Below are 20,866 nucleotides of genomic sequence, written 5' to 3' on the forward strand. Positions count from 1 at the left end.
CGAATGCAGGCGCCGAAAACAGGATGCGGCTGTCCACCATCCGCACCAGTCTTTGATCTGGATCAAATTATGCGCGCTGGCATTTGATAATCATCAAGCTGCGCTGGAAGGAATTGCGATCGCGTTCCAGCATGTCCGGCTTTTTGAAGGATCACGACGATGGACGTTGCCAGCAGCGAGATTTTCGAGACAGGCACGCCCGTCGCATGTCGTTCCTGTCAGGCGCGGCACGGCGTCGTCTGCGGCGCCCTGTCGAACGCTCAGTTGAAGGAGCTCAACCGCCACTCCCTGCGCCGCAAGATCGAGGCCGGCTCGGAGATCGTTGCGCAAGGATCGGAAAGTTCGTTTTATTCGAACATCATGCGCGGCGTGGTGAAGCTCTGCAAGATGATGCCGGACGGACGCCAGCAGATCGTCGGCCTGCAGTTCGCTCCCGATTTCGTCGGCAGGCCCTTCGTCCGCGAAAGCACACTATCAGCGGAGGCGGCAACCGACGCCGAAATTTGTGTCTTCCCGCGCAACCTGCTCGACCGCATGATCGCGGAGACGCCGGAGCTGCAGCGCAGGCTGCACGATCAGGCGCTCAACGAGCTGGACGCCGCGCGCGACTGGATGCTGACGCTCGGCCGCCGCACGGCGGAGGAGAAGGTTGCAAGCCTGCTCCACCTCATCGCAACCCATGCCGAGCCGCAAACCGCCATCAGCACGGCCTTCGATTTGCCGTTATCGCGCGCCGAGATCGCCGATTTTCTCGGGCTGACGATCGAAACCGTCAGCCGGCACATGACAAGGCTGCGCAAGCGGGGTGTTATCCTGATCGAGAACTCCAGACATATCGTCGTTCCCGATCTGGATGAGCTGGAAAGGATCAGCGCGTGATGACGACGCGGGTATTGGCAAGACCCGCCTGCCGCGCCAGTGAGAAGAACTCGGCCGCATTGTCAGGATGCAGGCGAACGCAGCCATGCGAGGCCGGTGTGCCGAGTCGCTTCAGATCGAAAGTGGCGTGAACGGCGTAACCGCCGTTGAAAAATACAGCATACGGCATCGGCGCATTGTCGTATTTGCGCGAACGGTGATCGCGCGACAGCCATTTGGCGCTCCAGGAGCCGGTGGGCGTGACATAACCATTGCGCGCGGTCGAAACCTTCCAGCGATATTTGACGAAGCCGTCCTCTGTGACGGTCATCGTCTGTTTGCCGATACTGATATTGGCAACCAGCGTCGCTGCTTCAGCCGCAACCGGAGAAAACTGCAGCAATAAGCTTGCCGCCGCGGCGGCAAAAATCGTCTTCATGATAACCCCTCTTCGCACCCGCGCATTTGATTGCGCCCTCACGACAGAGAGACTACGACGATACTTGATTATATAGCTTTAACCCGAATGGTAATCACAATTCTAACAGGGCAATGACGGGTTTAAGCGCCGCAGGACGGCCGCTCTGTCTCACTGAAGCTTGCGCGCCGCCGGCCTTTGCTTGAGCTGCTGATAGGCCTTGTTCATCCTTTCGCGGATGGAGGCCATGGTGCCGAGATTATGGCCGCAGGCCGCGCAGCTTATGATGTCCGTCTCCCGGATCTCCGGACGCTCGAATTTCATCTTGGTGCTTTTGCACTTCGGGCACGGTAGTTCAACCTGAACTGTCATCGTTCTGCTTCCGGTCTGATGGATATGAGGCGTTTCGCATAAAGCTTTACGGCAGGACTGTCCACTGGGGCGTGAGCTGTGCCGCAAGTCCCTCACAGAAAGCACAAAAACAATCCGAACGTCACGCCGGCAAGCACCATGCAGCTCGCCTGATACACGGAAACTCCGTCTTCGATGTCGCCGGATGTCGCGACATCGCGCCCAGGATTGTTGATCATCGGTTCGGTAACGAGCACGCCGCCATAGATGCGCGGTCCTGCGAGCTGGACATTCAGCGCGCCAGCCATTGCCGCTTCCGGCCGGCCGGAATTCGGCGAACGGTGCAGACCGCCGTCGCGCATCGCCACCCGGATCGCCTCGCGGCAGGCGCTGGTGCCGCGCCGGATCCAGGCGCCGGCAGCAATCAGCAGGATGGAAAGGCGCGCGGCCGGCCAGTTGGCGACATCGTCGAGCCGGGCGGCCGCCCAGCCGAAATCGATGTATTTTTCCGATCTATGGCCGATCATCGAATCCGCCGTGTTCAGCATCTTGTAGGCAAAAAGCCCTGGCAGGCCGAAGATAGCGTACCAAATCGCCGGCGCGACGACGCCATCGGAGAAGTTCTCGGCAAGGCTTTCGATCGCCGCGCGGCAGACGGCCGGCTCATCCAGCGTCTCGGGGTCGCGCCCGACAATGCGGGCGACGGCGGCCCGCCCACCGGCAAGCCCCTCCTCACGCAGGGCGACGGCAACGGCAGCGACGTGGTCGGCAAGGCTCTTCTGCGCCAGAAAGATCGCCACCAGCCCGGTCTCCAGCAGGATGCCGCCGAGGCCGAACAGCGCGAAAAACCGGTTGAACACGAAGCCTGCCGCCACAGCCAGCAACAGCAGCGCCAGGATGGCGGCAACGCCGTTCATCCGCCGTTGATGCCCCGTGAGGCTTGAAGGATTGAGCTGCTGGTCGGCATAGGAGATCACCGCTCCGAAAATCGCAACGGGATGCGGCACGCGTGACCAGAGCCATTGCGGATCGCCGAGTATCCGGTCGAGCAGCAGCGCCAGAAGCAGCACGAGAAGGTTTAGATCGATCGTCATCGCTCAAATCTCTGAAGGACTTCGCCAAGCCGCCGGTCCGCCGCCGGATCGGGCGTCAGCCCGAAACGGAGCCAAGCGGGCGCATAGTCGAACTTGCGGACGAGAATATGATGGCGGCAGAGATGCGTGTAAATGTCGCTCGCCCTGGCATCGTCGACAAGGGTAAACAACGCCGTTCCCCCTGTAATCTGCAGCCCGAGCCCGGTCAGCACCGCATGAAGCCCGGCGCGGCGTTCATCGATGCGCCGGCGGATGGGGGAAACGTCCGAACGCAGCAGCGAGCCCGCTATCGAAAGGGCCGGTCCGGAAACCGCCCAGGGTCCGAGCCACTCCTCGAAACGCTTGAGAATATCGTCAGGCGCAATCGCAAAGCCGAGCCGCAGACCGGCGAGCCCGAAAAACTTGCCGAAGGAGCGGAAGATCACCAGATTGGAAAGCGTCTGCGCGTGGCCCGCGAGACTGAGCGTCGGATCGGCATCGCCGAAGGCTTCGTCGACAACCAGAAGTCCGTTGACCGCCTTCATCCTGTCATGCACGCCAATCAGCGTTTCCACAGGCCATGTCAGCCCATCGGGATTGTTCGGATTGACGACGACGGCAAGCCGATGCTCGGTTCCGATCGCCGCGACATGATCGACGGTATCGACGGCAAAACCGGCCGAAATAAAAGCGCGCGCATACTCGCCATAGGTCGGCGCCACGACGGCGACCTTGGCGCCCTCACCTTTTATCAGCAACCGCGGCAGAAGCTGGATCACCGATTGCGTGCCGGGCACCGGCAGCGGCAGGATCTCCCCGCTCCCGTAGTAATCGCGCGCCGTCCGCCTTGCCTCATCGACCAGATGGCTGTCCGGGAGGCGGTGCCAGGCCCTTGTTGGGATTTCCGGCAGAGCAGCCGGGCACGGATTGATCCCGGTGGAAAGGTCGAGCCAGTCCTCCGGCCTGCCGCCAAAGGCGGCAGCAGCGGCAGTGACTCCGCCACCATGGACGATCGGCGCGCTCACGCGGTGATCCCGGCGAGATCGATCAGATGCATGTAGGAACCCGCCACCTGCCCGCGCCGGAGCCCCGCCGGGCCGAGATCGGTTCCGAGCGCATCCCGCACCTGAAACAGCCGCTCGCCCTCGCCTTCGGAAATGAGGGTGGAATAGTGGAATTCATGCGCCGTCATCGCCCGCTGAAAGATCGCATGATCGAGCGGCATGACGTGGCGATAACCGAGATGGCGTTTGCGCGCGGCATAGCTGGTGACGACGGGCAGCAGACCAAGCATCTCGTGACGCTTCCCCTCTGCGTCGATCAGCCCTTCGCCGAGCACCATGTAGCCGCCGCACTCGCCATAGATCCGGATGCCGCGCGCCACCGCATCGAGGAGGGCAGCGCGGAAATTCCGCGCCTGGGAGAGCTTTCCGGCATGCAGTTCGGGATACCCCCCGGGCAGATAGATCGCATCGGCATCGGCAGCCGGCACCTCGTCGGCGAGCGGCGAGAAGAAGGAAATCGCAGCTCCCCGCCGCCGCCAGCCAAGCAGCATGTGCTCATAGGAAAAGGCAAAGGCGATATCGCGGGCCACCGCAATGCGACTGCCGAGCGGCGGCAGACGATCGATATTGGCGGCCGACGGCCGATTGAGGCCCTGCCTGGCGATGCGCAGCAGAAACTCGAAATTGCATTCCTCGGAGACGGCATCCGCCGCATGCTCGATGAAACCTTCAAGGCTCGCATGTTCACCGGCCTGAACAAGCCCGAGATGGCGATCCGGCAGGGCAAGCGCCTTGTCGCTGCCGATCACGGCGATCACGGGCATGCGGATCGCCTCGAGCGCCTGACGCAGCATCGCCTCGTGCCGTTCGCTGCCGACCTTGTTGAGGATGACGCCCGCAACGCGGACATCGGCGCGGAAACCGGCAAATCCGGCCACCAGCGGCGCGACCGATTGCGACATGCGTGAGGCGTCGACGACCAGCACCACGGAAAGGCCGAGCTGGGCGGCCAGATCCGCTGCCGTCCCTTTGCCGTCGGCCGCCCCGTCGAACAGACCCATCATCGCCTCGACGACGAGAATGCGATCGCCGGAGCGGTGCAGCGTCGCATTGGCCGAGATCAGCTCCGGCCGCATCGCCCAGGGATCGAAATTCAGGCACAGCGTGCCGCTCGCGGCGGCATGGAAGGCGGGATCGATATAGTCGGGGCCGGCCTTGCCGGGCGCGATCGCGATGCCGCGCCGACGCAAGGCTCTGAGCAGGCCGAGCGTCACCGTCGTCTTGCCGGCACCGGAAGAAGGAGCTGCGATCAGGAGGCCGCTCATGCCGGCACCTGGCCGGACTGGCGGAACGGATCGGGCTGCAGGCGTCGTCCGGCGAGAGCGCCGAGCCAATCGAGCGAGACTCGGAGCCGCACCACCTCGCCGACGACGACCACCGCTGGCGGCTCGAGCCCGGAGGCGGCGACAGCCTCGGTCGCCTGCCCAAGCGTCGTCTCCAGCACCTGCTGCGCGCCGGTCGCCGCATTGCAGACGAAAGCCACGGGCTCGGATGGCGAGCGGCCAGCCGCAATGAGGTTGGCGCTGATCTGGGCGATATGCTTCATCGCCATGTACATGACGATCACGGGCGAACCCTTGCCGATCGCTTCCCAGTTGATCCTGTCGGGCACGATGCCGGAGGAATCATGGCCGGTGAGAAACGTCACCGCATGATTGATCTCGCGATGCGTCACGGGAATGCCGGCATAGGCAAGCCCGCCGATACCGGCGGTGATCCCCGGCACGATGCGGAACGGGATATTGTGCTCGACCAGCGTCAGCGCCTCCTCGCCGCCGCGCCCGAAGACGAAAGGATCGCCCCCCTTCAGCCGAAGCACCCGCTTGCCGGCGCGCGCCAGTTCCACCAGGCGCAACGAAATATCCCGCTGCTTGGCCGAGGGTTTGCCGCCGCGTTTGCCGGCATATTCGAGTTCGGCACCGGGGTGCGCGAGCCTCAGACAGTCCTCATTGACCAGCGCGTCATGGACGATCACATCGGCCTCGGCGAGCCCCCTGACGGCCAAGAGCGTCAGCAGGCCCGGATCACCCGGACCGGCCCCGACGAGCCAGACGCTGCCCGGCTCCAACGCCGGCAAATGGGAGACTATGCTATTCAACATTTTGTTGATCTAGGCCCAGCAGGAGCCAAGGTCAACGCCGCTCGCACCACCTTACTTGAAGTTGCTGAGATGACGATGAATCACTTTGCGAACAGCCGGATTCGAGATCGCAGGAAAGCTCCGCAGCAATATGAATACACTATGATAGTACCCCTAGCGACCGACCATGGCACAGATTGTTGCCAAAGTCGGCGCCTGCTGCGGCGAAACACAATGCAATCGGCCTTCAAGGCGCTCAGCCGCGAAGCAGCGTATCGCGGATCAGTTTCAGGACCTTTTCCGACTCGATCCCTGTGGTGACGATCTGGCTCGGCCGATCGTCCCAATCGCCGGGCGGGAAGCGGCGGCCATCCGGCTTGACGATCGTCTGCCCGTCGGCAATGCCGCCGCAGACGACACGCACCGCGCCCGATATCGACGAGAACAGTTCCGGCGCCACGACGTAGACTGCGGCGCAGCTGTCATGCACCATCATGCCGTCCTCGACCGCATGCTTGTAGAAGTCGATGTAAGACTGCGAGAGTGCATCGAGCAATTTCACGGCGCCATCCCCCTCGGCCGCCATCCTGCCGAGATAACTGCGGCTCATCGTGGTGATCGAGGTGACGTCGAGGCCGATGACTGCGACTTTCCAGGGCGCGGTCATGACGATGTCGGCGGCCTCGGGATCGCCGTGAATATTGGCCTCGGCGACCGGCGAGACATTGCCGGGCACATAGAAATTGCCGCCCATGATGACGACGTCCTTGACCAGGGTCGCGATCTCCGGGTCTTCCTTCAACGCCCGCGCCAGATTGGTCATTCGCCCGACCGCGACCAAGCGCACCTCGCCAGGATTGGCACGCACGGTGTCGATGATGAAGCGGTGCGCCGGGCGCGGATCGAGCGGCAGGTCGATCGCTGCCGGCACCTCGATATCGCCGAGACCGTTGTCGCCATGCACCATGGAAGGCCATTCCCGCTCCGCTCGTGAGGCATCGATGGTGACGCTGGCGCCCTTGGCGACGGGCGCGGGAATATTCCATTCGCGCTTGAGGAAGAGCGCATTGCGCGTCGTCGTCTCGACCGATGCATTGCCAAAAACCGTGGTGATACCGATCAGATCGATTTCTGGATGGCGATGCAGGAAGAGAAGCGCCATGGCGTCGTCAACGCCCGGGTCAGTGTCGTAAATGACCTTGTGCATGATATGTCCTCTAAATGTGAATCGCGAAGCTGCCGGTTGGCGCCGCGAATTGCCGCCACCATAACGACCATCAGGCTTTCTGCAACCCGCCGCGGGCGACCGCCGCCGTCGCTTGCGCCGATTTGATTTTGCCAAGCACCAGTTCGGCATTGTCACCGATCGCCGCAAGTGCTGCCGATTCCGCAACGCCATGGCAGCCGACGCGAGCAAAGACGACGGCCGAGGGATTTTTAAGCCGCGGCGTTTCCCGTTCCAGCCGCGGAGCGTCGAAAAATAGGGCCGGCACGGCAAGATGCCTGGCAACTGCGAGGATTGCCGCCTCCTGCCGGCGGCTATCGATAGAAGCAATGGCGGCGAGTTCATCCGCGACGATACCGGCGGCCTTGAGCGCCTCGACGGCGAGCGCCAACACCTCCGCAGGCTGCGTCCCGCGCTCGCAGCCAAGACCGAGCACATGGCGCCGTGCCGGAGTGAAAGAAATGTCGCTCATGGAAGCAGCCGAATGTGCCCTTGCTGTGTCCTTGCAGCCATTGCAGCTTGGAGAGGGAAATGCAACAAGACCGGCTGAAAGCCTTTCTGGAATAGCATCTTGCCTGACATTGCCCTCCATCTGCTTCTGCTGCTCTGCGCGGCTGCCTTCTTTGCCGGTTTCGTCGATGCCATTGCCGGCGGCGGCGGTCTCATCACCGTTCCCGCCATGTTGATCGCCGGCATCCCGCCGCTGCAGACGCTCGGAACCAACAAGGTGCAATCGATCTTCGGTGCCGCTTCCGCGACGCTCGCCTACGCCCGCAAGGGCCATGTGGAGCTTTCCGAACAGCTGCCGATGGCGCTGATGGCGCTCATGGGCGGGGCACTCGGCGCCGCCCTTGCGACGATCGTACCAGGACAGGTGCTTCAAGCGATCATGCCTGTGCTGCTGCTGGCAATCGCGATCTTCTTTGCCGTCAAGCCTAATCTCAACGACCTCGACAGACACCGTCTCATCACGCCCTTCGCCTTCGGCTTAACGCTTGTGCCGGCCATCGGCTTCTACGACGGCGTCTTCGGCCCTGGCACCGGCTCTTTCTTCATGCTCGCCTTCGTCACCCTCGCCGGCTTCGGCGTGCTGAAGGCGACGGCCCACACCAAACTTTTGAATTTCGGCTCGAATTTCGGCGCACTGATCGTCTTTGCAAGCTTTGGCGCGATCCTCTGGAAAATCGGCCTGCTGATGGGCGTCTGCCAATTCCTCGGCGCACAGGTGGGCTCACGGCTTGCAATGCGCATCGGCGCAAAGCTGATCAAGCCGCTGCTCGTGATCGTCTGCGTCGCCTTGGCGGTTAAGCTGCTCGCCGATCCCGCAAATCCGCTGCGGCTCTGGCTCGGCGTTTAGCCGCAATTAGAACTCCACACCCGGCTGCCCTTTGATGCCGGAGCGGAAGGGATGTTTGACGAGTTCCATCTCCGTCACCAGATCGGCGATCTCGATCAGCTCTTCCCTGGCGTTGCGCCCTGTCAGCACGACATGCGTCATGGCGGGCTTCTCATTCTTCAGGAAGGCGACGACGTCGTTGACATCGAGATAATCGTAGCGGAGCGCAATGTTGATCTCGTCGAGCAGCACCATGGAATTGCGTTCGTCGCGGATCAGCTCCTTGGCCTTTTCCCAGGCCGCCGAGGCGGCGGCGATGTCGCGGGCCCGGTCCTGCGTTTCCCAGGTGAAGCCCTCGCCCATCGTGTGGAACTGGCAGAGATCGGAAAAATGTTTTTCGATCAGATCACGCTCGCCGGTCCACATCGCGCCCTTGATGAACTGCACGACGGCCGACGGCTTGCCGTGGGCGATGTGACGGAAGATCATGCCGAAGGCAGCCGACGATTTGCCCTTGCCCTTGCCGGTGTGGACGATGATCAGGCCCTTGCCGTCCGTCTTGGTCGCCATGATCTTGTCGCGCGCAGCCTTCTTCTTCGCCATCTTCTCGGCGTGGCGCGCATCATCCTTGGCCGATTCGTTTTCTGGGATCTCGTCGCTCATCAGGGCACCTCATTCAGTTGCGTAGCGGCCAGGTCGAACCGGGCCGAATTGCTGCGCGGCGTCCAGAGCCCGCGATCGATCGCCTCGCGCAGTCGCTCTCTCATCTCATCGAATGCCGCCGGGTTCTTCTCGATCATGAAGCCACGCACGCCCGGATCAGCGACGAAGGCCCGATAGACCGCCTCGAAATGATGCGCGCCGACCGCGCCCGTAGTCGCCGCGAAGGCGAAGAGATAATCGACGGTGGCGGCGATCTCGGCCGCACCCTTGTAGCCATGGCGCATGACGCCCGATATCCATTTCGGATTGACCGCGCGCCCGCGCACGACGCGGCCGATTTCCTCCTCGAGCGAGCGAATCAAAGGTCGTTCGGGCCTGGAATGATCGTTATGATAGATCGCGGGGCGTGTACCGGCGAGCTGCTCGGCCGCCGCCGCCATGCCGCCCTCGAACTGGTAGTAGTCGTCACTGTCGAGCAGGTCATGCTCGCGATTGTCCTGGTTCTGAATGACGGCCTGCACCGAGCGCAGCCGCTCCTCGAAAAGGCCGCGTTCGGCCCTGCCTTCCCCGCCGGCGCCATAGACATAACTTCCCCAGACGAGATAGGCCTCGGCAAGATCGGCACGCCGCTCCCAGCCCTTTTCATCGATCAGTGCCTGCAGGCCCGCGCCGTAGGCGCCAGGCTTCGAGCCGAAGATGCGATAGCCCGCCCGCTTCGCCGCCGTCTTCTCATCGAGCCCAGCCGCAGCGAGCCGCGCCGTCTCGCCGCGCATACGCCCGGCAATCGGATTGTCAGCCGCATCCTCTTCCAGCGCGCCGACTGCCCGGATCGCCTTGTCGAACAGGGCGATCTGCTCGGGAAAGGCGTCGCGGAAGAAGCCGGAAATCCGGAGCGTCACATCGACGCGCGGCCGCCCGAGCACTGCTTGCGATATGATCTCATACCCGGTGACGCGGCGCGAACTCATGTCCCAGAGCGGCTTGACGCCGATCAGCGCTAGCGCCTGAGCGAGATCGTCACCGCCGGTGCGCATGTTCGACGTGCCCCAGGCCGTCAGCCCGAAAGAGACCGGCCACTCGCCGTGATCCTGAACATAGCGGCGCACCAGTAGTTCGGCCGACTTCTTGCCCAGTTCGTAGGCGGCCGGCGTCGGCACGGCGCGGCTGTCGACCGAATAGAAATTGCGGCCTGTCGGCAGCACGTCGGGCCGGCCGCGAGTCGGGGCGCCGGAGGGTCCGGGGGCGACGAAGCGACCGTCGAGGCCTTTGAGCAGCCCATCGATCTCGGCGCGGCCGCAGGCGAGGATGGAGGGTTTGAGATGAGTTTCAATCTCGGAGAGCACCGATCTGGTTTGGGACCAGAGGGTTGGGCACCCCATTTCACCGGAAACGAGCTTGGCGGCGAGCAGTTCAATGCGCTCGACGGTGTCACCGTTGCTGCGCCAGGGGGCGTCGAGGATATCTGCGAGGACAGCCGGGCGTGGCCCGACCCAAGGGGCAGCCATGTCGCAGTCGAGTGGGTCGAAGACAGACCCCTCCCCAACCCCTCCCCACAGGTGGGAGGGGCTTGCTGGACGCACCGCCTCCACATCATCTTTGAGCGCAGAGATTGCCGCGGGCGCAGCGGTAAGTCCCTCCCCCTTGTGGGGAGGGGTTGGGAAGGGGTTTCTCACAGCATCCCCAGCAATCGCCCGCTGCAGACTTGCATCCCCACCCTCGCCGAGCCCGCGCGGCACCCGCGCCAGCGCCACGGTCAAGTCCGTCAGCAGCCGCCCCTCCGGCGACACGCCGAACACGTGCAGCCCATCACGGATCTGCATCTCCTTCAGATCGCAGAGATAGGCATCAAGCTTCTTCAGCGCATCACCTTCGCTCTCGCCTTTCGCAATCCCCGCATCCCGATCCAGCCCGATATCGGTGACGAGATCGAGGATCTGGCGGCTGAGCAGCCGGATACGGCGAGGGTCGCCGCCAGCGGCCTGGTAATATTCGTCGACTAGCGCCTCCAGATCCTTGAGCGGCCCGTAGCTTTCGGCCCGCGTCAACGGCGGCGTCAGGTGGTCGATGATGACGGCGGCGGTGCGGCGCTTGGCCTGCGTGCCCTCGCCCGGATCATTGACGATGAAGGGGTAGAGATGCGGCAACGGCCCGAGGATCGCTTCCGGATAACACGTCTCCGACAGCGCCAGCGCCTTGCCCGGCAGCCATTCGAGATTGCCGTGCTTGCCCATGTGGATAACGGCGTCGGCGCCAAATTCGCGCCGCAGGAAAGCATAAAAGGCAATATAGCCATGCGGCGGCACGAGATCCGGCGAATGATAGCTCTCCTTCGGATCGATATTGTAGCCGCGCGCCGGCTGGATGCCGACCAGGACGCTGCCGAAGCGGGCGAAAGGCAGGGCGAAGACGCCGTCGCGAAAATAGGGGTCGTTCTCCGGCTCACCCCAGCGCGCCCTCACCTCATCCTGAATCTTTTTGGGAAGAGATTCCAGGAAGTTTTTGTAGCGACTGAGCGAAAGAGCCTCGCGGATGACCCGGTCGTCATGCCCGGAATTGGTAGGCCCCTCCATCAGATGGCGGATCAGCGCGTCGCCGTCGGCCGGAACATCGGCGACCGGATAATTCGCACCCGCCATCGCCCGAAGCACCTCGATGCTGCCGGCCGGCGTGTCGAGCCCGACGCCGTTGCCGAGCCGGCCGTCGCGGTTCGGATAATTCGCCATAACGAGGGCGATGCGCCTCCTATTAGCGGGCGACCGGCGCAGCCGCGCCCAACTGGCGGCGAGCTCCGCCGTATAGCGGACCCGGCCGGCATCGGGCACGCTGGCGACGATGTTCGCCTCGATAGCCGCGTCGTAACGCGCCGCCGTCTTGAAGGACACCGCCCGCGCCAATACGCGCCCGTCGACTTCGGGCAGCGCCACATTCATGCCGAGATCGCGCGCCGATAGACCTTGAGACGAAGCCTCCCAGGCGTCCCGCGACGAGGCCGACAGGATTGCCTGCAGCACGATGGCGTCATTGACCTCAAGCACGGTCGGCTCGCGATCGGCACCAGGGGCGGAGACGGCAAAGCCTGTGGTGTTGATGACGACATGGGGCTTGAGGTCGGCGAAGATGGATTCGAGGATTCCTTTGGAGACGGGGTCTTTGAGGCTATAGGCGAAGACCGGCAGCGGGTGCAGGCCCTGCGCTTGCAACGCCTCGATCAGGGCTTCGATGGGTCGGGTTTCTCCACTTTGGACGAGGGCGCGGTAGAACGCGATGGCGACGATAGAGCGGATCGTAAGTTCGGTATCCACCTTTTCCGTCGAATGTTCGCCCTTATCTTCGTCCGCGCGTGCGGTACCCCCCTCTGCCCTGCCGGGCATCTCCCCCACAAGGGGGGAGATCGAGTCGCCGACAGGGCTTCTCCAAACAACTGATGCAGGGCGACGGTCTCGCTCCTTGCCGATCTCCCCCCCTGTGGGGGAGGTCTCCGGCAGGGCAGAGGGGGGTGTTTCCGCAGAAGTGCCAGAAACCAGCCTCTTCCACTCCTCAGTTCCAACCAGCCCCCGCCCCGGCCACCAGATGCCAGCCTTCATCAAAGGCGCGGCCGGCGCCGGCTTCTCCGCCCCTGACAGCATCGCCGATGCATAAGTGAGAAAATCCCGCGCATTGGCGTCGCCGCCTTCGATCAGATAGGCCCAGAGCGCGTTGAGATCGTCGAGGTCAACATTGGAGAAAGGAACCAGCCCGGCATCCGGCTTGGCATCGCCAGGCAATACCGCAATCAGTGCCCCGTTGCGGGCGGCAACGGCGTGCAGCGCCTCCAGCGTATAATGGAAATAGCTGGCGCCGCCGAGCGCACGCACGACGATCAGCTTGGCATGCCGGGCCGTTCGCTCGACATAGGTATCGACCGACATCGGATGCTTGAGGTTCATCAGGTTCGCGAGCCTCAGCGAATGCGACATCCCCTCACACTCGCGATAGGCGGCCGCGATCGCGGCAAGCTCGGTGTCGGCAGCCGACAGGAACAGGATATCGCCCGGCGACTGGCCGAGGTCGATCGCCTCCTCGCCGTCGCTGATCGTTCCCTGCTGGGCCAGAAGCAGATGCATCGATTATCCCTGAATGAGCGCTTCGATCGCCTTGCGCACCGCGTCCTGGTTCATTTCGTGCCAGCCGATGACGACAAGGCGCGTGCGGCGCGCCTCGCCCGCTGCCCAGGCGCGGTCGAAATACTGGTCGATGCGGCTGCCGACGGCCTGCAACTGCAGGCGCATTGGCTTGTTCGAAACGTCGATGAAGCCCTTGAGGCGCAGCACGTCATGCTCAGCGATGATGCCCTTCAGCTTCTCGACAAAGCCTGTCGGATCGGAAACGGCGCCGAGTTCGACAACGAAGCTGTCGAATTCGTCGTGGTCGTGCGGCGTCCCTTCCTCGTGCTCCAGCTCGTGATGGGACTTGCGGTTGGCGATATCGTCTTCCGTGCCGATGCCGAGGCCGAGCAACACGCCGGCCGGCACCTCGCCATTCCTGGCCTCGATCATGACCGGCTTGCGGGCGACGCGGGAGGCAACTTCGCTCTTCACGCGGCCCAGGCCATCGCCATCGATCAGGTCGGTCTTGTTGAGCACGATGAGATCGGCGCATGTGAGCTGGTCTTCGAACAGCTCCTCGATCGGGCTCTCATGATCGAGCGAGTCGTCTTCGCTACGCGCCGCCTCGACCGCATCATGGTCGTCGGCGAAACGACCGGCGGCAACGGCCGCGCTGTCGACCACCGTAATGACGCCGTCGACGGTCACCTGGGTGCGGATATCAGGCCAGTTAAAGGCGGCGACCAGCGGCTGCGGCAGGGCGAGGCCGGAGGTTTCGATGACGATATGGTCGGGCCGCTGTTCGCGCTCCAGAAGCTTCGTCATCGTTGGGATGAAATCGTCGGCGACGGTGCAGCAGATGCAGCCATTGGTGAGTTCGATGATATCGTCCTCGCTGCAATTCTCCGCGCCGCAGCCCTTCAGCACCTCGCCATCGACACCGAGATCGCCGAACTCGTTGATGATAAGCGCAATCTTTTTGCCGCCGGCATTGGTGAGCAGGTTGCGGATCATCGTCGTCTTGCCGGCGCCGAGGAAGCCGGTGATGACGGTTGCGGGGATTTTCTGCTGGTTCATGGAACTTCAACCCTTCATTTTCAACGGCAGACCGGCCGCGATGAAATAGACTTCGTCGGCCTTCGCCGCGATTATTTGGTGCAGCCGTCCGGCATGATCGCGAAAATCGCGCGCCATTCGATTGTCAGGCACGATGCCGAGGCCAACCTCGTTGGAAACAACGACGATCCGCGCCCTGGCGCTAGGCAGGAAATCGGCTAGCGCCGTAAACTCCGCTGGGATATCTCGCTCCTCCATTATCAGATTGGTCACCCAGAGCGTCAGGCAGTCGATCAGCACAATGCGCCTCTCGCGGTCGATGGCGGTAAGCTTCTCGACGAGATCGAGGGGCTCCTCATGCGTCGTCCAGGAGGGGCCGCGATCGGCCTTGTGCTGGGCAATACGCGTCCGCATCTCCTCGTCCCAGGCACGGCCGGTGGCGAGGTAGTGGCGCTCGAGGCCGCTTGCCATAACGAGATTTTCGGCAAAACGGGATTTGCCGGAGCGTGCGCCGCCGAGGATGAGGGTGGTGGTCATACTGAAGCGGCCTTCGGAGAGAAGATGTGGCCGTTAGCCGTCGAGGCTGTGACACCCGCATACTCGACATAAGCGTCCGAAATCACCGCACCGCCGCCACTGTATCGCACCACCGCAGGCGGCACTGAATTCGTTCGTTCAGCCAAAACAACCTCCGTGCTGGCAGCGGGTCTCTTGCCCAGGGTTGGGCTTTTCGCCCGGCACGGAAGGCAGGTCTCCTGGCTCGCGGTTATCGGCGGCGATCGGGGCGAACCGGAAGCCCGGTCGCCCCTGATCGTGCCAGCGGATCTGCCTCGCCTTCCCGGCTGCCTCGATGAAAAGGTGGACGATTCGTAGAGATAGAGGCGTCCGACCCCGGTTGATCACCATGCATTTCCAGTGGCTTTTCCGGCATGTCGCCCATCCCACCCGCCTGCACGATTGCAGCCCGCCAGCCGAAAGGGTTCGATGCCGGATGGAAGACCCTGACCGCTCTACAGTCGCGGGGTCGGCTGTGATGAAGGCGCCCGATGTGGGTCCGCCCCGTCACATTCCCTTTTCATCCGGAAAGCGAAATGCCGATCCGGAACCATCCGTTATTCCTCGGATGGTTAGGCAAGCCGGCGGGTGAAGTCAACCGACCTTCGCAAACACCTTCCCGCAACGTTGCGCGAAAGGCCAGCCAACACCGCTGACTCTACCGGAAATATCGTCTTTTATCAGATGCTTACGTCATAAATATTTGACCCGCCGGTCGGCTTTTCGCCGCAATTGCGTTGCAAGGCAACCGCACCTCCGCCCTTGACCCGGCCTCTCCTCGCCTAGTTGTCTAGCCATGCTTATGAAATTGGATCGGCGCCGCCTGCGCACGCTGCGTGTTTTCTTCGATCCGGGGCGGCTGCGTGCGCTGACGCGCCGCAGCGAAGTTGGCCTGTCGCTGACAGGCGCCATCGTCGGCATCGCTTCGGGCCTTGCCGTGACCGGCATGAGCTATGTCTCCAACCAACTGCACCAGCTTGTTTTCGGCATCGCCGACAGCGACAGGCTGAGCGCGTCTGCCATCGAGGACAAGATGCTGCTGCTCACCGCCCCCGTCATCGGTGGCGCCCTGCTCGGCCTACTGCTCCTGGTCCTCGCCAAACGGCGCAAGAAACCAATGGTCGACCCGATCGAGGCGAACGCACTGCATGGCGGCCGCCTCTCCCTGACCGATAGCATCATCGTTGCCGTACAGAACCTGATCTCCAACGGCTTCGGCGCCTCCGTCGGCCTGGAGGCCGGCTATACCCAGCTCGCCGCCGGCATCGCCTCCAAATTCGGCCTGAAGCTGCAGCTACGCCGCTCGGACCTGCGCATCCTCGTCGGTTGCGGCGCGGCCGGCGCCATCGCCGCCGCCTTCAACGCGCCGCTGACGGGCGCCTTCTACGCCTTCGAGCTGATCATCGGCACCTATACCATCGTGTCGTTGACCCCGGTCGTCGTCTCCGCCCTCGTTTCAACCCTCATCGCAAGGTTGCTTGTCCAGGGCGATTTCACCATCGATATCGGCAGCTTCGGCTCGGTCGTGCCGGCCGATTATATCCCGGCGCTGCTGCTCGGCGTCTTCTGCGCCGGCGTTGGCATTCTCCTCATGCAGGGCGTAGCCTTCATCGAGGAGGTGGCGCGCAAAAGCTCGATCGCCCCGCCCTTTCGCCCGGCGCTCGGCGGCATCATCGTCGGGCTTCTTGCCATGATCTCCCCCCAGGTTCTTTCGGCCGGCCACGGCGCGCTGCATCTCAACTTGTCCCGCGACGTGGCGATCCCGGCGCTGATCGGTCTCTTCCTCCTGAAATCCCTTGCCTCGGCGATCTCGATCGGCTCCGGTTTCAGGGGCGGACTGTTTTTCGCCTCGCTGTTCATGGGCGCCCTGCTCGGCAAGCTCTTTGCTTATTGCGCTCCCTATTTCGCCGATGCGACATTGACGCCGGTCATTTATGCCGTGGTCGGGATGAGTTCCCTGTCGGTCGCCGTCATTGGCGGGCCGCTGACGATGACCTTCCTGGCGCTCGAAATCACCGGTGATTTTCCGATCACGGCACTGGTTCTTGCCGCCGTCATCACCTCCTCGCTCGTCGTGCGCTCGACGTTCGGCTACTCCTTTGCCACATGGCGCTTCCACCTGCGCGGCGAAAGCATCCGCAGCGCCCACGACGTTGGCTGGATCCGCAATCTGACGGTGAACAAGCTGATGCGCGCCGACGTGAAAACGGCAAGGGCCGATATCTCGCTGGAGGAGTTCAAGAACACCTTCCCGATCGGCTCAACCCAACGCGTCATTCTCGTCGAGGAGAACGACAAATATGCCGGTCTCGTGCTGGTGCCTGAGATTTACGCCAACCCGACCGACGCCCAGGACGAGAGCCAGACGCTTGCCGATTTCGTCCGCTACCGCAATGATTTCCTGCAGCCGCAGATGAATGCCAAGCAGGCGGCGGCGATCTTCGACAAGAGCGAAAGCGAAGCGCTCGCCGTCGTCAACAATCTGATCGAGCGCAAGGTGGTGGGACAGCTCAGCGAAAGCCACACGCTGCGCCGCTACAGCGAAGAACTCGACCGCCGCCGCCGCGAGGTGTCGGGCGAGATTTGAGCGAGCCTTAAGAAGCGGCGCCGGCAAGCCTGAAGATGTCGACTCTCTTGGAAACGCCACGCAGCTCGAAAGACCCGAGATAGTCGCAGGGCACGGCGCAGGTCGCTGCGAAGCTCTCCGACAGCAGCAGCGGCTGCTCAAGCGCTCCGCACAGCTTTTCAAGCCGCGAAGCCTCGTTGACGGCCCTGCCGATCACGGTGAAGTCCAGCCGGCCTTGGGCACCGACATTTCCGTAAAAAACCTCGCCGAGATGCAAGACGACATCAATCCCGATATCGGGGCCACCATTCAGCGTCCGTTCGCGATTGAGCTCCTCGTTTGCCCTCAGCAGGTTCTGCGCCGAAGCCAATGCGGCTTTGCAAGCCATTTGCGGATCCTCGGTGTCCGTCGGAAAGATTGCCAGCACGCTATCGCCCATGAACTTGAGGATCTCGCCGGAATTTTCCTCGACGTGCCGGTCGATCAGTTCGAAGTGCTCGTTGAGAAAGCCGACGATCTCCCCCGGCTGATAGGCCTCGGTCAGCGCCGTGAAGTTGCGAAGGTCGGCAAGCAGGATGGCGGCATCGATGGAGCCGCCCATTCCCCTGCGGGTTTCACCAGCAAGGATGCGCGCGCTCGTCCTGGCGCCGGTATAGACGGCGAGGATATCGGTCGCGGTCTTGGAAACCGCGACACGGTAAGCGGCAAGCCCCAGCGCTGGGAACAGTTCATCGATGATCGCCAGCTGATCATCTGAAAATCCGCCCGGAGAATCGCTCGTTAGAGAGAAACCGAGCCCGCGCAGCGCGACTTCCTTCGGGAACTCGAAAAGATTGACCACATGGTCCGTGCCACCGGCAAGCGCAAATTCGTAGAGCTCGCCATAGTGGAGACCCTCGCCTTTCGCCAGGTTCCACCGCCCCGTCTTCTCGCCGCGGTTCAGAAGATAGAATATCGGCGTCTTCTCAAAGTTGCGCTCGGTCTCGCTGCCGTGCTCCGCATTCTCGAGAACAGTCTCACCGCCCCGCATGAAATTGGCGGCGATGCCGCGATACATCGGATGTAGGGACGGCATGCGGATGCTTGCGCGCCAGATCGGAAACCCGTCCGCGATCAGCCGTTCACACAGGCCGGCGACGAGATCGCCGATATGCTCGCTGGTGATTCCCTGCTCTATAACCCACTGGATATGATCTTTAATTTTGGAAAACCTCCGCATGAGGATGGGAAACCTGGAATGGGCGTCACCATCGAGGCCGGTGCCGGGAACAACAGGACAGGCGCCGAAAGGGCCTAGCCGCGCACACTACTTATTAGCCCGCTTCGCATTGTGATACTACTCCCGCGCGAATTATGTGATAGAGAATACAGATAGGTATGCGCCGTGTGGCCCCCTCATCTGCCTGCCGGCATCTTCTCCCCGCCGGGGAGAAGGGACTCGGGGCAGCGCCTCGCTCCCATTTGAGACCATTACGGTAGGAAAACGATGGTCGGCGGCTTGCTCCCCTCTTCGCCCCGGCAGACCCCGGCGGGGAGAAGGGTGGCCCGAAGGGTCGGATGAGGGGGGCCATACGGCTCACTCTTCACTGCCCTTGCGCTCAGTAAATTCTCCCGACCTCCAGCAATTCACCCAACCACCGCGCATCCAGGCAGCGCTCCAGTTCCCCGGCAACCTCATCAAGCGCCCGCTCCACGCTCTCACGGTAGTTCCCCTGTCCGCCGGAAAGCCCGAAGCTTTCCAGCAGCCGGGCGCGATAGGCATCGCTCCCGAAGAGCCCGTGTAGATAGGTGCCCATGATCCGCCCATCCGCCGAAACCGCTCCATCGGGCGCGCCGTCGACGATCGCGGAAGGCCTGACACAATCCGGGCCGCGGGTGATGCCGAGATGGATCTGGTAGCCGGAAAGCGGCGCGTCATATTCGGTCGAGCGGGCATGGCTGTTGCGCACGGTCTTCTCAGGCGCCATCTCGGTTTCGACGTCGAGAAGCCCGAGCCCCGGCGTCTCGTTCGTGCCGCCCTCGATGCCGCGCGGGTCATGCACCATGCGACCGAGCATTTGATAGCCGCCGCAGATGCCGATCACCCGCCCGCCGCGCCGGACATGTGCCGCAAGATCGCGGTCCCAGCATTGAACTCTGAAATCGGCGAGGTCCGCTATCGTCGATTTCGACCCTGGAAGAATGACGAGGCTCGCATCGGCAGGCAGCCGCTCGCCTGAGCGCACGAAGACCAGCTCGACATCCGCCTCCGCCCTCAGCGGATCGAGGTCGTCGAAATTGGCGATGCGCGGCAGCACCGGCACGGCGATCTTCAGCGCCCCGGTACCGCCCCTCGCCAGCCGCTCGAGCACGACCGAATCTTCGGCCGGCAGACGCGCGGCAGCCTGCAGCCACGGCACGACGCCGAAGCAGGGCCAGCCGGTGAAGCCTTCGATGGCGCGGATACCGTCGTCGAACAGCGAGATGTCGCCGCGAAATTTGTTGATGAGATAGCCCGCGATCATCGCTCGATCGCCCTCGTCGAGGATCGCCTTCGTGCCGACCAGCGAGGCGATGACGCCGCCCCGGTCGATATCGCCGACGAGCACGACGGGCACGCCCGCTTTCGTCGCAAAGCCCATATTGGCGATGTCGCCGGCCCTGAGATTGATTTCTGCCGGCGAGCCGGCACCCTCGACGATGATGAGGTCAGCGCCGGCAGACACCTTTTCGAAGCTTTCGAGTACGGCGCCGAGCAGTTGCGGCTTCAGCCGCTGATAATCCCGCCCCTTCGCCTGTCCGAACACCCTGCCCTGCACGATGATCTGGCTGCCGCTTTCCGATTGCGGCTTGAGCAGCACCGGGTTCATATGAACCGAGGACGGCGTTCGGGCGGCGAGCGACTGCAGCCATTGCGCCCGGCCGAACTCGCCGCCGTCATCGGCGACCGCCGCGTTGTTCGACATATTCTGCGGCTTGAACGGCCGCACGGTCAGCCCGGCATTGGCCGCCAGCCGGCAGAGACCAGCCACCAACACCGTCTTGCCGACATCCGAGCCGGTTCCCTGCAGCATGATCGCTCTTGCCATGGCGGCCGCCTTTCCTCAGGGCATCGCGCGTCCGAAAATCGGTTCGGATTTTTCGGGCCGATGCATTAGCCGGAGGCCTACAATGGCCGCCGATCCCGGGTCAAGACTTCGGATACTCTCGTGAAAGCGCGAAAACCGCGCATGGCCTTGGCTCTGCGCGGTTTGCCGAAAACTCAGGCGTCTTCGCCCCTACGCGGCGAAGCTCGCTTTCTCCGGTACGCACTACCTGAACCGGAGAAGCAGCGGTCATTGCCGCCACGCCCCAACAGATAACGGCACATTCTTACCGGAGAGTTATTGAAGGCTTACGCAAATGTTAATTTCGACTTTTTTTGATCTGCCCGGCGGAATTTCCGCCACCATTGCGCCGGCGTTCGCAAACAGCGTCCATTTTCGATCCGGGGAAATTTCAGCTACGAACTATATTCTTCGAATTCAATAATTTAGTACCGCAACCACGAGCGGAAG

The 20,866-nt window shown here is 63.0% G+C and carries 17 protein-coding genes and 1 riboswitch; of the genes, 3 read left to right on the forward strand and 14 right to left on the reverse strand.

Features of this window, described 5'->3' with window-relative positions; genetic code table 11:
- Nucleotides 1-159 precede the first annotated feature (159 nt).
- Nucleotides 160-879 (forward strand): Crp/Fnr family transcriptional regulator, encoded by a 720-nt coding sequence (locus AMK02_RS12555; RefSeq protein ID WP_064803196.1) that lies wholly within the window; start codon nt 160-162, stop codon nt 877-879.
- On the opposite strand, the gene AMK02_RS12560 is transcribed toward AMK02_RS12555, so the two are convergent.
- The 8 genes from AMK02_RS12560 to AMK02_RS12595 form a co-directional block, all read right to left on the reverse strand.
- Nucleotides 869-1,297, reverse strand: a complete 429-nt coding sequence (locus tag AMK02_RS12560) for a L,D-transpeptidase (RefSeq protein ID WP_064803198.1) — start codon at nt 1,295-1,297, stop codon at nt 869-871. The genes AMK02_RS12555 and AMK02_RS12560 overlap by 11 nt on opposite strands.
- Nucleotides 1,298-1,447: 150 nt before the next feature.
- The gene (locus AMK02_RS12565) at nt 1,448-1,648 is read right to left on the reverse strand and encodes an ECs_2282 family putative zinc-binding protein (protein WP_064803200.1); all 201 of its coding nucleotides are present in this window, start codon (nt 1,646-1,648) and stop codon (nt 1,448-1,450) included.
- Between the two features lie 92 nt (nt 1,649-1,740).
- Entirely contained in the window at nt 1,741-2,721 is a 981-nt protein-coding gene (gene cbiB / locus AMK02_RS12570; RefSeq protein WP_064803201.1) for an adenosylcobinamide-phosphate synthase CbiB, read from the reverse strand.
- The gene (gene cobD, locus AMK02_RS12575; RefSeq protein WP_064803203.1) at nt 2,718-3,725 is read right to left on the reverse strand and encodes a threonine-phosphate decarboxylase CobD; all 1,008 of its coding nucleotides are present in this window, start codon (nt 3,723-3,725) and stop codon (nt 2,718-2,720) included. Before cobD ends, cbiB begins: the two co-directional genes overlap by 4 nt.
- Nucleotides 3,722-5,029 carry a cobyrinate a,c-diamide synthase gene (locus AMK02_RS12580; RefSeq protein ID WP_064803205.1) on the reverse strand — a complete coding sequence of 436 codons (1,308 nt, stop codon included), beginning with the start codon at nt 5,027-5,029 and terminating at the stop codon, nt 3,722-3,724. The genes cobD and AMK02_RS12580 overlap by 4 nt, the downstream gene beginning before the upstream one ends.
- Entirely contained in the window at nt 5,026-5,865 is an 840-nt protein-coding gene (cobA, locus tag AMK02_RS12585) for a uroporphyrinogen-III C-methyltransferase (RefSeq protein ID WP_064803206.1), read from the reverse strand. The genes AMK02_RS12580 and cobA overlap by 4 nt, the downstream gene beginning before the upstream one ends.
- 235 nt (nt 5,866-6,100) lie before the next feature.
- Entirely contained in the window at nt 6,101-7,051 is a 951-nt protein-coding gene (locus AMK02_RS12590) for a nucleoside hydrolase (protein WP_064803208.1), read from the reverse strand.
- A 70-nt stretch (nt 7,052-7,121) separates the two neighbouring features.
- A complete protein-coding gene (locus AMK02_RS12595; protein ID WP_064803210.1) occupies nt 7,122-7,541 on the reverse strand; it encodes a cobalamin biosynthesis protein in 420 nt (139 codons plus the stop codon).
- Nucleotides 7,542-7,640: 99 nt separating this feature from the next.
- On the opposite strand from AMK02_RS12595, the gene AMK02_RS12600 reads away from it, so the two are divergent.
- The gene (locus tag AMK02_RS12600) at nt 7,641-8,426 is read left to right on the forward strand and encodes a TSUP family transporter (RefSeq protein ID WP_064803212.1); all 786 of its coding nucleotides are present in this window, start codon (nt 7,641-7,643) and stop codon (nt 8,424-8,426) included.
- 6 nt (nt 8,427-8,432) lie between these two features.
- On the opposite strand, the gene cobO is transcribed toward AMK02_RS12600, so the two are convergent.
- Genes cobO through cobU form a run of 4 tightly spaced genes read right to left on the reverse strand, consistent with a single transcriptional unit; the run spans nt 8,433 to nt 14,746 of the window.
- A complete protein-coding gene (gene cobO / locus AMK02_RS12605; protein ID WP_064803214.1) occupies nt 8,433-9,068 on the reverse strand; it encodes a cob(I)yrinic acid a,c-diamide adenosyltransferase in 636 nt (211 codons plus the stop codon).
- The gene (gene cobN, locus AMK02_RS12610; RefSeq protein ID WP_064803215.1) at nt 9,068-13,171 is read right to left on the reverse strand and encodes a cobaltochelatase subunit CobN; all 4,104 of its coding nucleotides are present in this window, start codon (nt 13,169-13,171) and stop codon (nt 9,068-9,070) included. Before cobN ends, cobO begins: the two co-directional genes overlap by 1 nt.
- Nucleotides 13,172-13,174: 3 nt before the next feature.
- A complete protein-coding gene (gene cobW / locus AMK02_RS12615) occupies nt 13,175-14,230 on the reverse strand; it encodes a cobalamin biosynthesis protein CobW (protein WP_064803217.1) in 1,056 nt (351 codons plus the stop codon).
- A gap of 6 nt (nt 14,231-14,236) precedes the next feature.
- Nucleotides 14,237-14,746: a bifunctional adenosylcobinamide kinase/adenosylcobinamide-phosphate guanylyltransferase gene (gene cobU, locus AMK02_RS12620; protein ID WP_064803219.1), complete on the reverse strand. Its 510-nt coding sequence runs from the start codon at nt 14,744-14,746 to the stop codon at nt 14,237-14,239.
- A gap of 439 nt (nt 14,747-15,185) precedes the next feature.
- A riboswitch (cobalamin riboswitch) is annotated at nt 15,186-15,334 on the reverse strand.
- A gap of 226 nt (nt 15,335-15,560) precedes the next feature.
- Between cobU and AMK02_RS12625 the strand changes: the two genes are divergently transcribed.
- Nucleotides 15,561-17,351, forward strand: coding sequence for a chloride channel protein (locus tag AMK02_RS12625; protein ID WP_064803221.1), 1,791 nt, complete (start codon nt 15,561-15,563; stop codon nt 17,349-17,351).
- Between the two features lie 7 nt (nt 17,352-17,358).
- Here the strand turns inward: AMK02_RS12625 and AMK02_RS12630 are convergent, their stop codons facing one another.
- Both AMK02_RS12630 and AMK02_RS12635 read right to left on the reverse strand, forming a co-directional pair.
- Nucleotides 17,359-18,549, reverse strand: coding sequence for an adenylate/guanylate cyclase domain-containing protein (locus AMK02_RS12630; protein ID WP_237358310.1), 1,191 nt, complete (start codon nt 18,547-18,549; stop codon nt 17,359-17,361).
- A 379-nt stretch (nt 18,550-18,928) separates the two neighbouring features.
- Nucleotides 18,929-20,398 carry a cobyric acid synthase gene (locus tag AMK02_RS12635; protein ID WP_064803222.1) on the reverse strand — a complete coding sequence of 490 codons (1,470 nt, stop codon included), beginning with the start codon at nt 20,396-20,398 and terminating at the stop codon, nt 18,929-18,931.
- Nucleotides 20,399-20,866 lie beyond the last annotated feature (468 nt).

The organism is Rhizobium sp. N731, from assembly GCF_001664145.1.
Classification (GTDB): Bacteria; Pseudomonadota; Alphaproteobacteria; order Rhizobiales; family Rhizobiaceae; genus Rhizobium; species Rhizobium esperanzae.

Bases quoted from the DNA above. Each gene is read 5' to 3' on its own strand.
- cobU (WP_064803219.1), bottom strand. From the start codon at position 14,746: ATGACCACCACCCTCATCCTCGGCGGCGCACGCTCCGGCAAATCCCGT.
- AMK02_RS12555 (WP_064803196.1), top strand. From the start codon at position 160: ATGGACGTTGCCAGCAGCGAGATTTTCGAGACAGGCACGCCCGTCGCA.
- AMK02_RS12580 (WP_064803205.1), bottom strand. From the start codon at position 5,029: ATGAGCGGCCTCCTGATCGCAGCTCCTTCTTCCGGTGCCGGCAAGACG.
- AMK02_RS12560 (WP_064803198.1), bottom strand. From the start codon at position 1,297: ATGAAGACGATTTTTGCCGCCGCGGCGGCAAGCTTATTGCTGCAGTTT.
- AMK02_RS12625 (WP_064803221.1), top strand. From the start codon at position 15,561: ATGCTTATGAAATTGGATCGGCGCCGCCTGCGCACGCTGCGTGTTTTC.
- AMK02_RS12595 (WP_064803210.1), bottom strand. From the start codon at position 7,541: ATGAGCGACATTTCTTTCACTCCGGCACGGCGCCATGTGCTCGGTCTT.
- cobW (WP_064803217.1), bottom strand. From the start codon at position 14,230: ATGAACCAGCAGAAAATCCCCGCAACCGTCATCACCGGCTTCCTCGGC.
- AMK02_RS12630 (WP_237358310.1), bottom strand. From the start codon at position 18,549: ATGCGGAGGTTTTCCAAAATTAAAGATCATATCCAGTGGGTTATAGAG.
- cbiB (WP_064803201.1), bottom strand. From the start codon at position 2,721: ATGACGATCGATCTAAACCTTCTCGTGCTGCTTCTGGCGCTGCTGCTC.
- cobN (WP_064803215.1), bottom strand. From the start codon at position 13,171: ATGCATCTGCTTCTGGCCCAGCAGGGAACGATCAGCGACGGCGAGGAG.
- cobO (WP_064803214.1), bottom strand. From the start codon at position 9,068: ATGAGCGACGAGATCCCAGAAAACGAATCGGCCAAGGATGATGCGCGC.
- AMK02_RS12590 (WP_064803208.1), bottom strand. From the start codon at position 7,051: ATGCACAAGGTCATTTACGACACTGACCCGGGCGTTGACGACGCCATG.
- AMK02_RS12635 (WP_064803222.1), bottom strand. From the start codon at position 20,398: ATGGCAAGAGCGATCATGCTGCAGGGAACCGGCTCGGATGTCGGCAAG.
- AMK02_RS12565 (WP_064803200.1), bottom strand. From the start codon at position 1,648: ATGACAGTTCAGGTTGAACTACCGTGCCCGAAGTGCAAAAGCACCAAG.
- cobA (WP_064803206.1), bottom strand. From the start codon at position 5,865: ATGTTGAATAGCATAGTCTCCCATTTGCCGGCGTTGGAGCCGGGCAGC.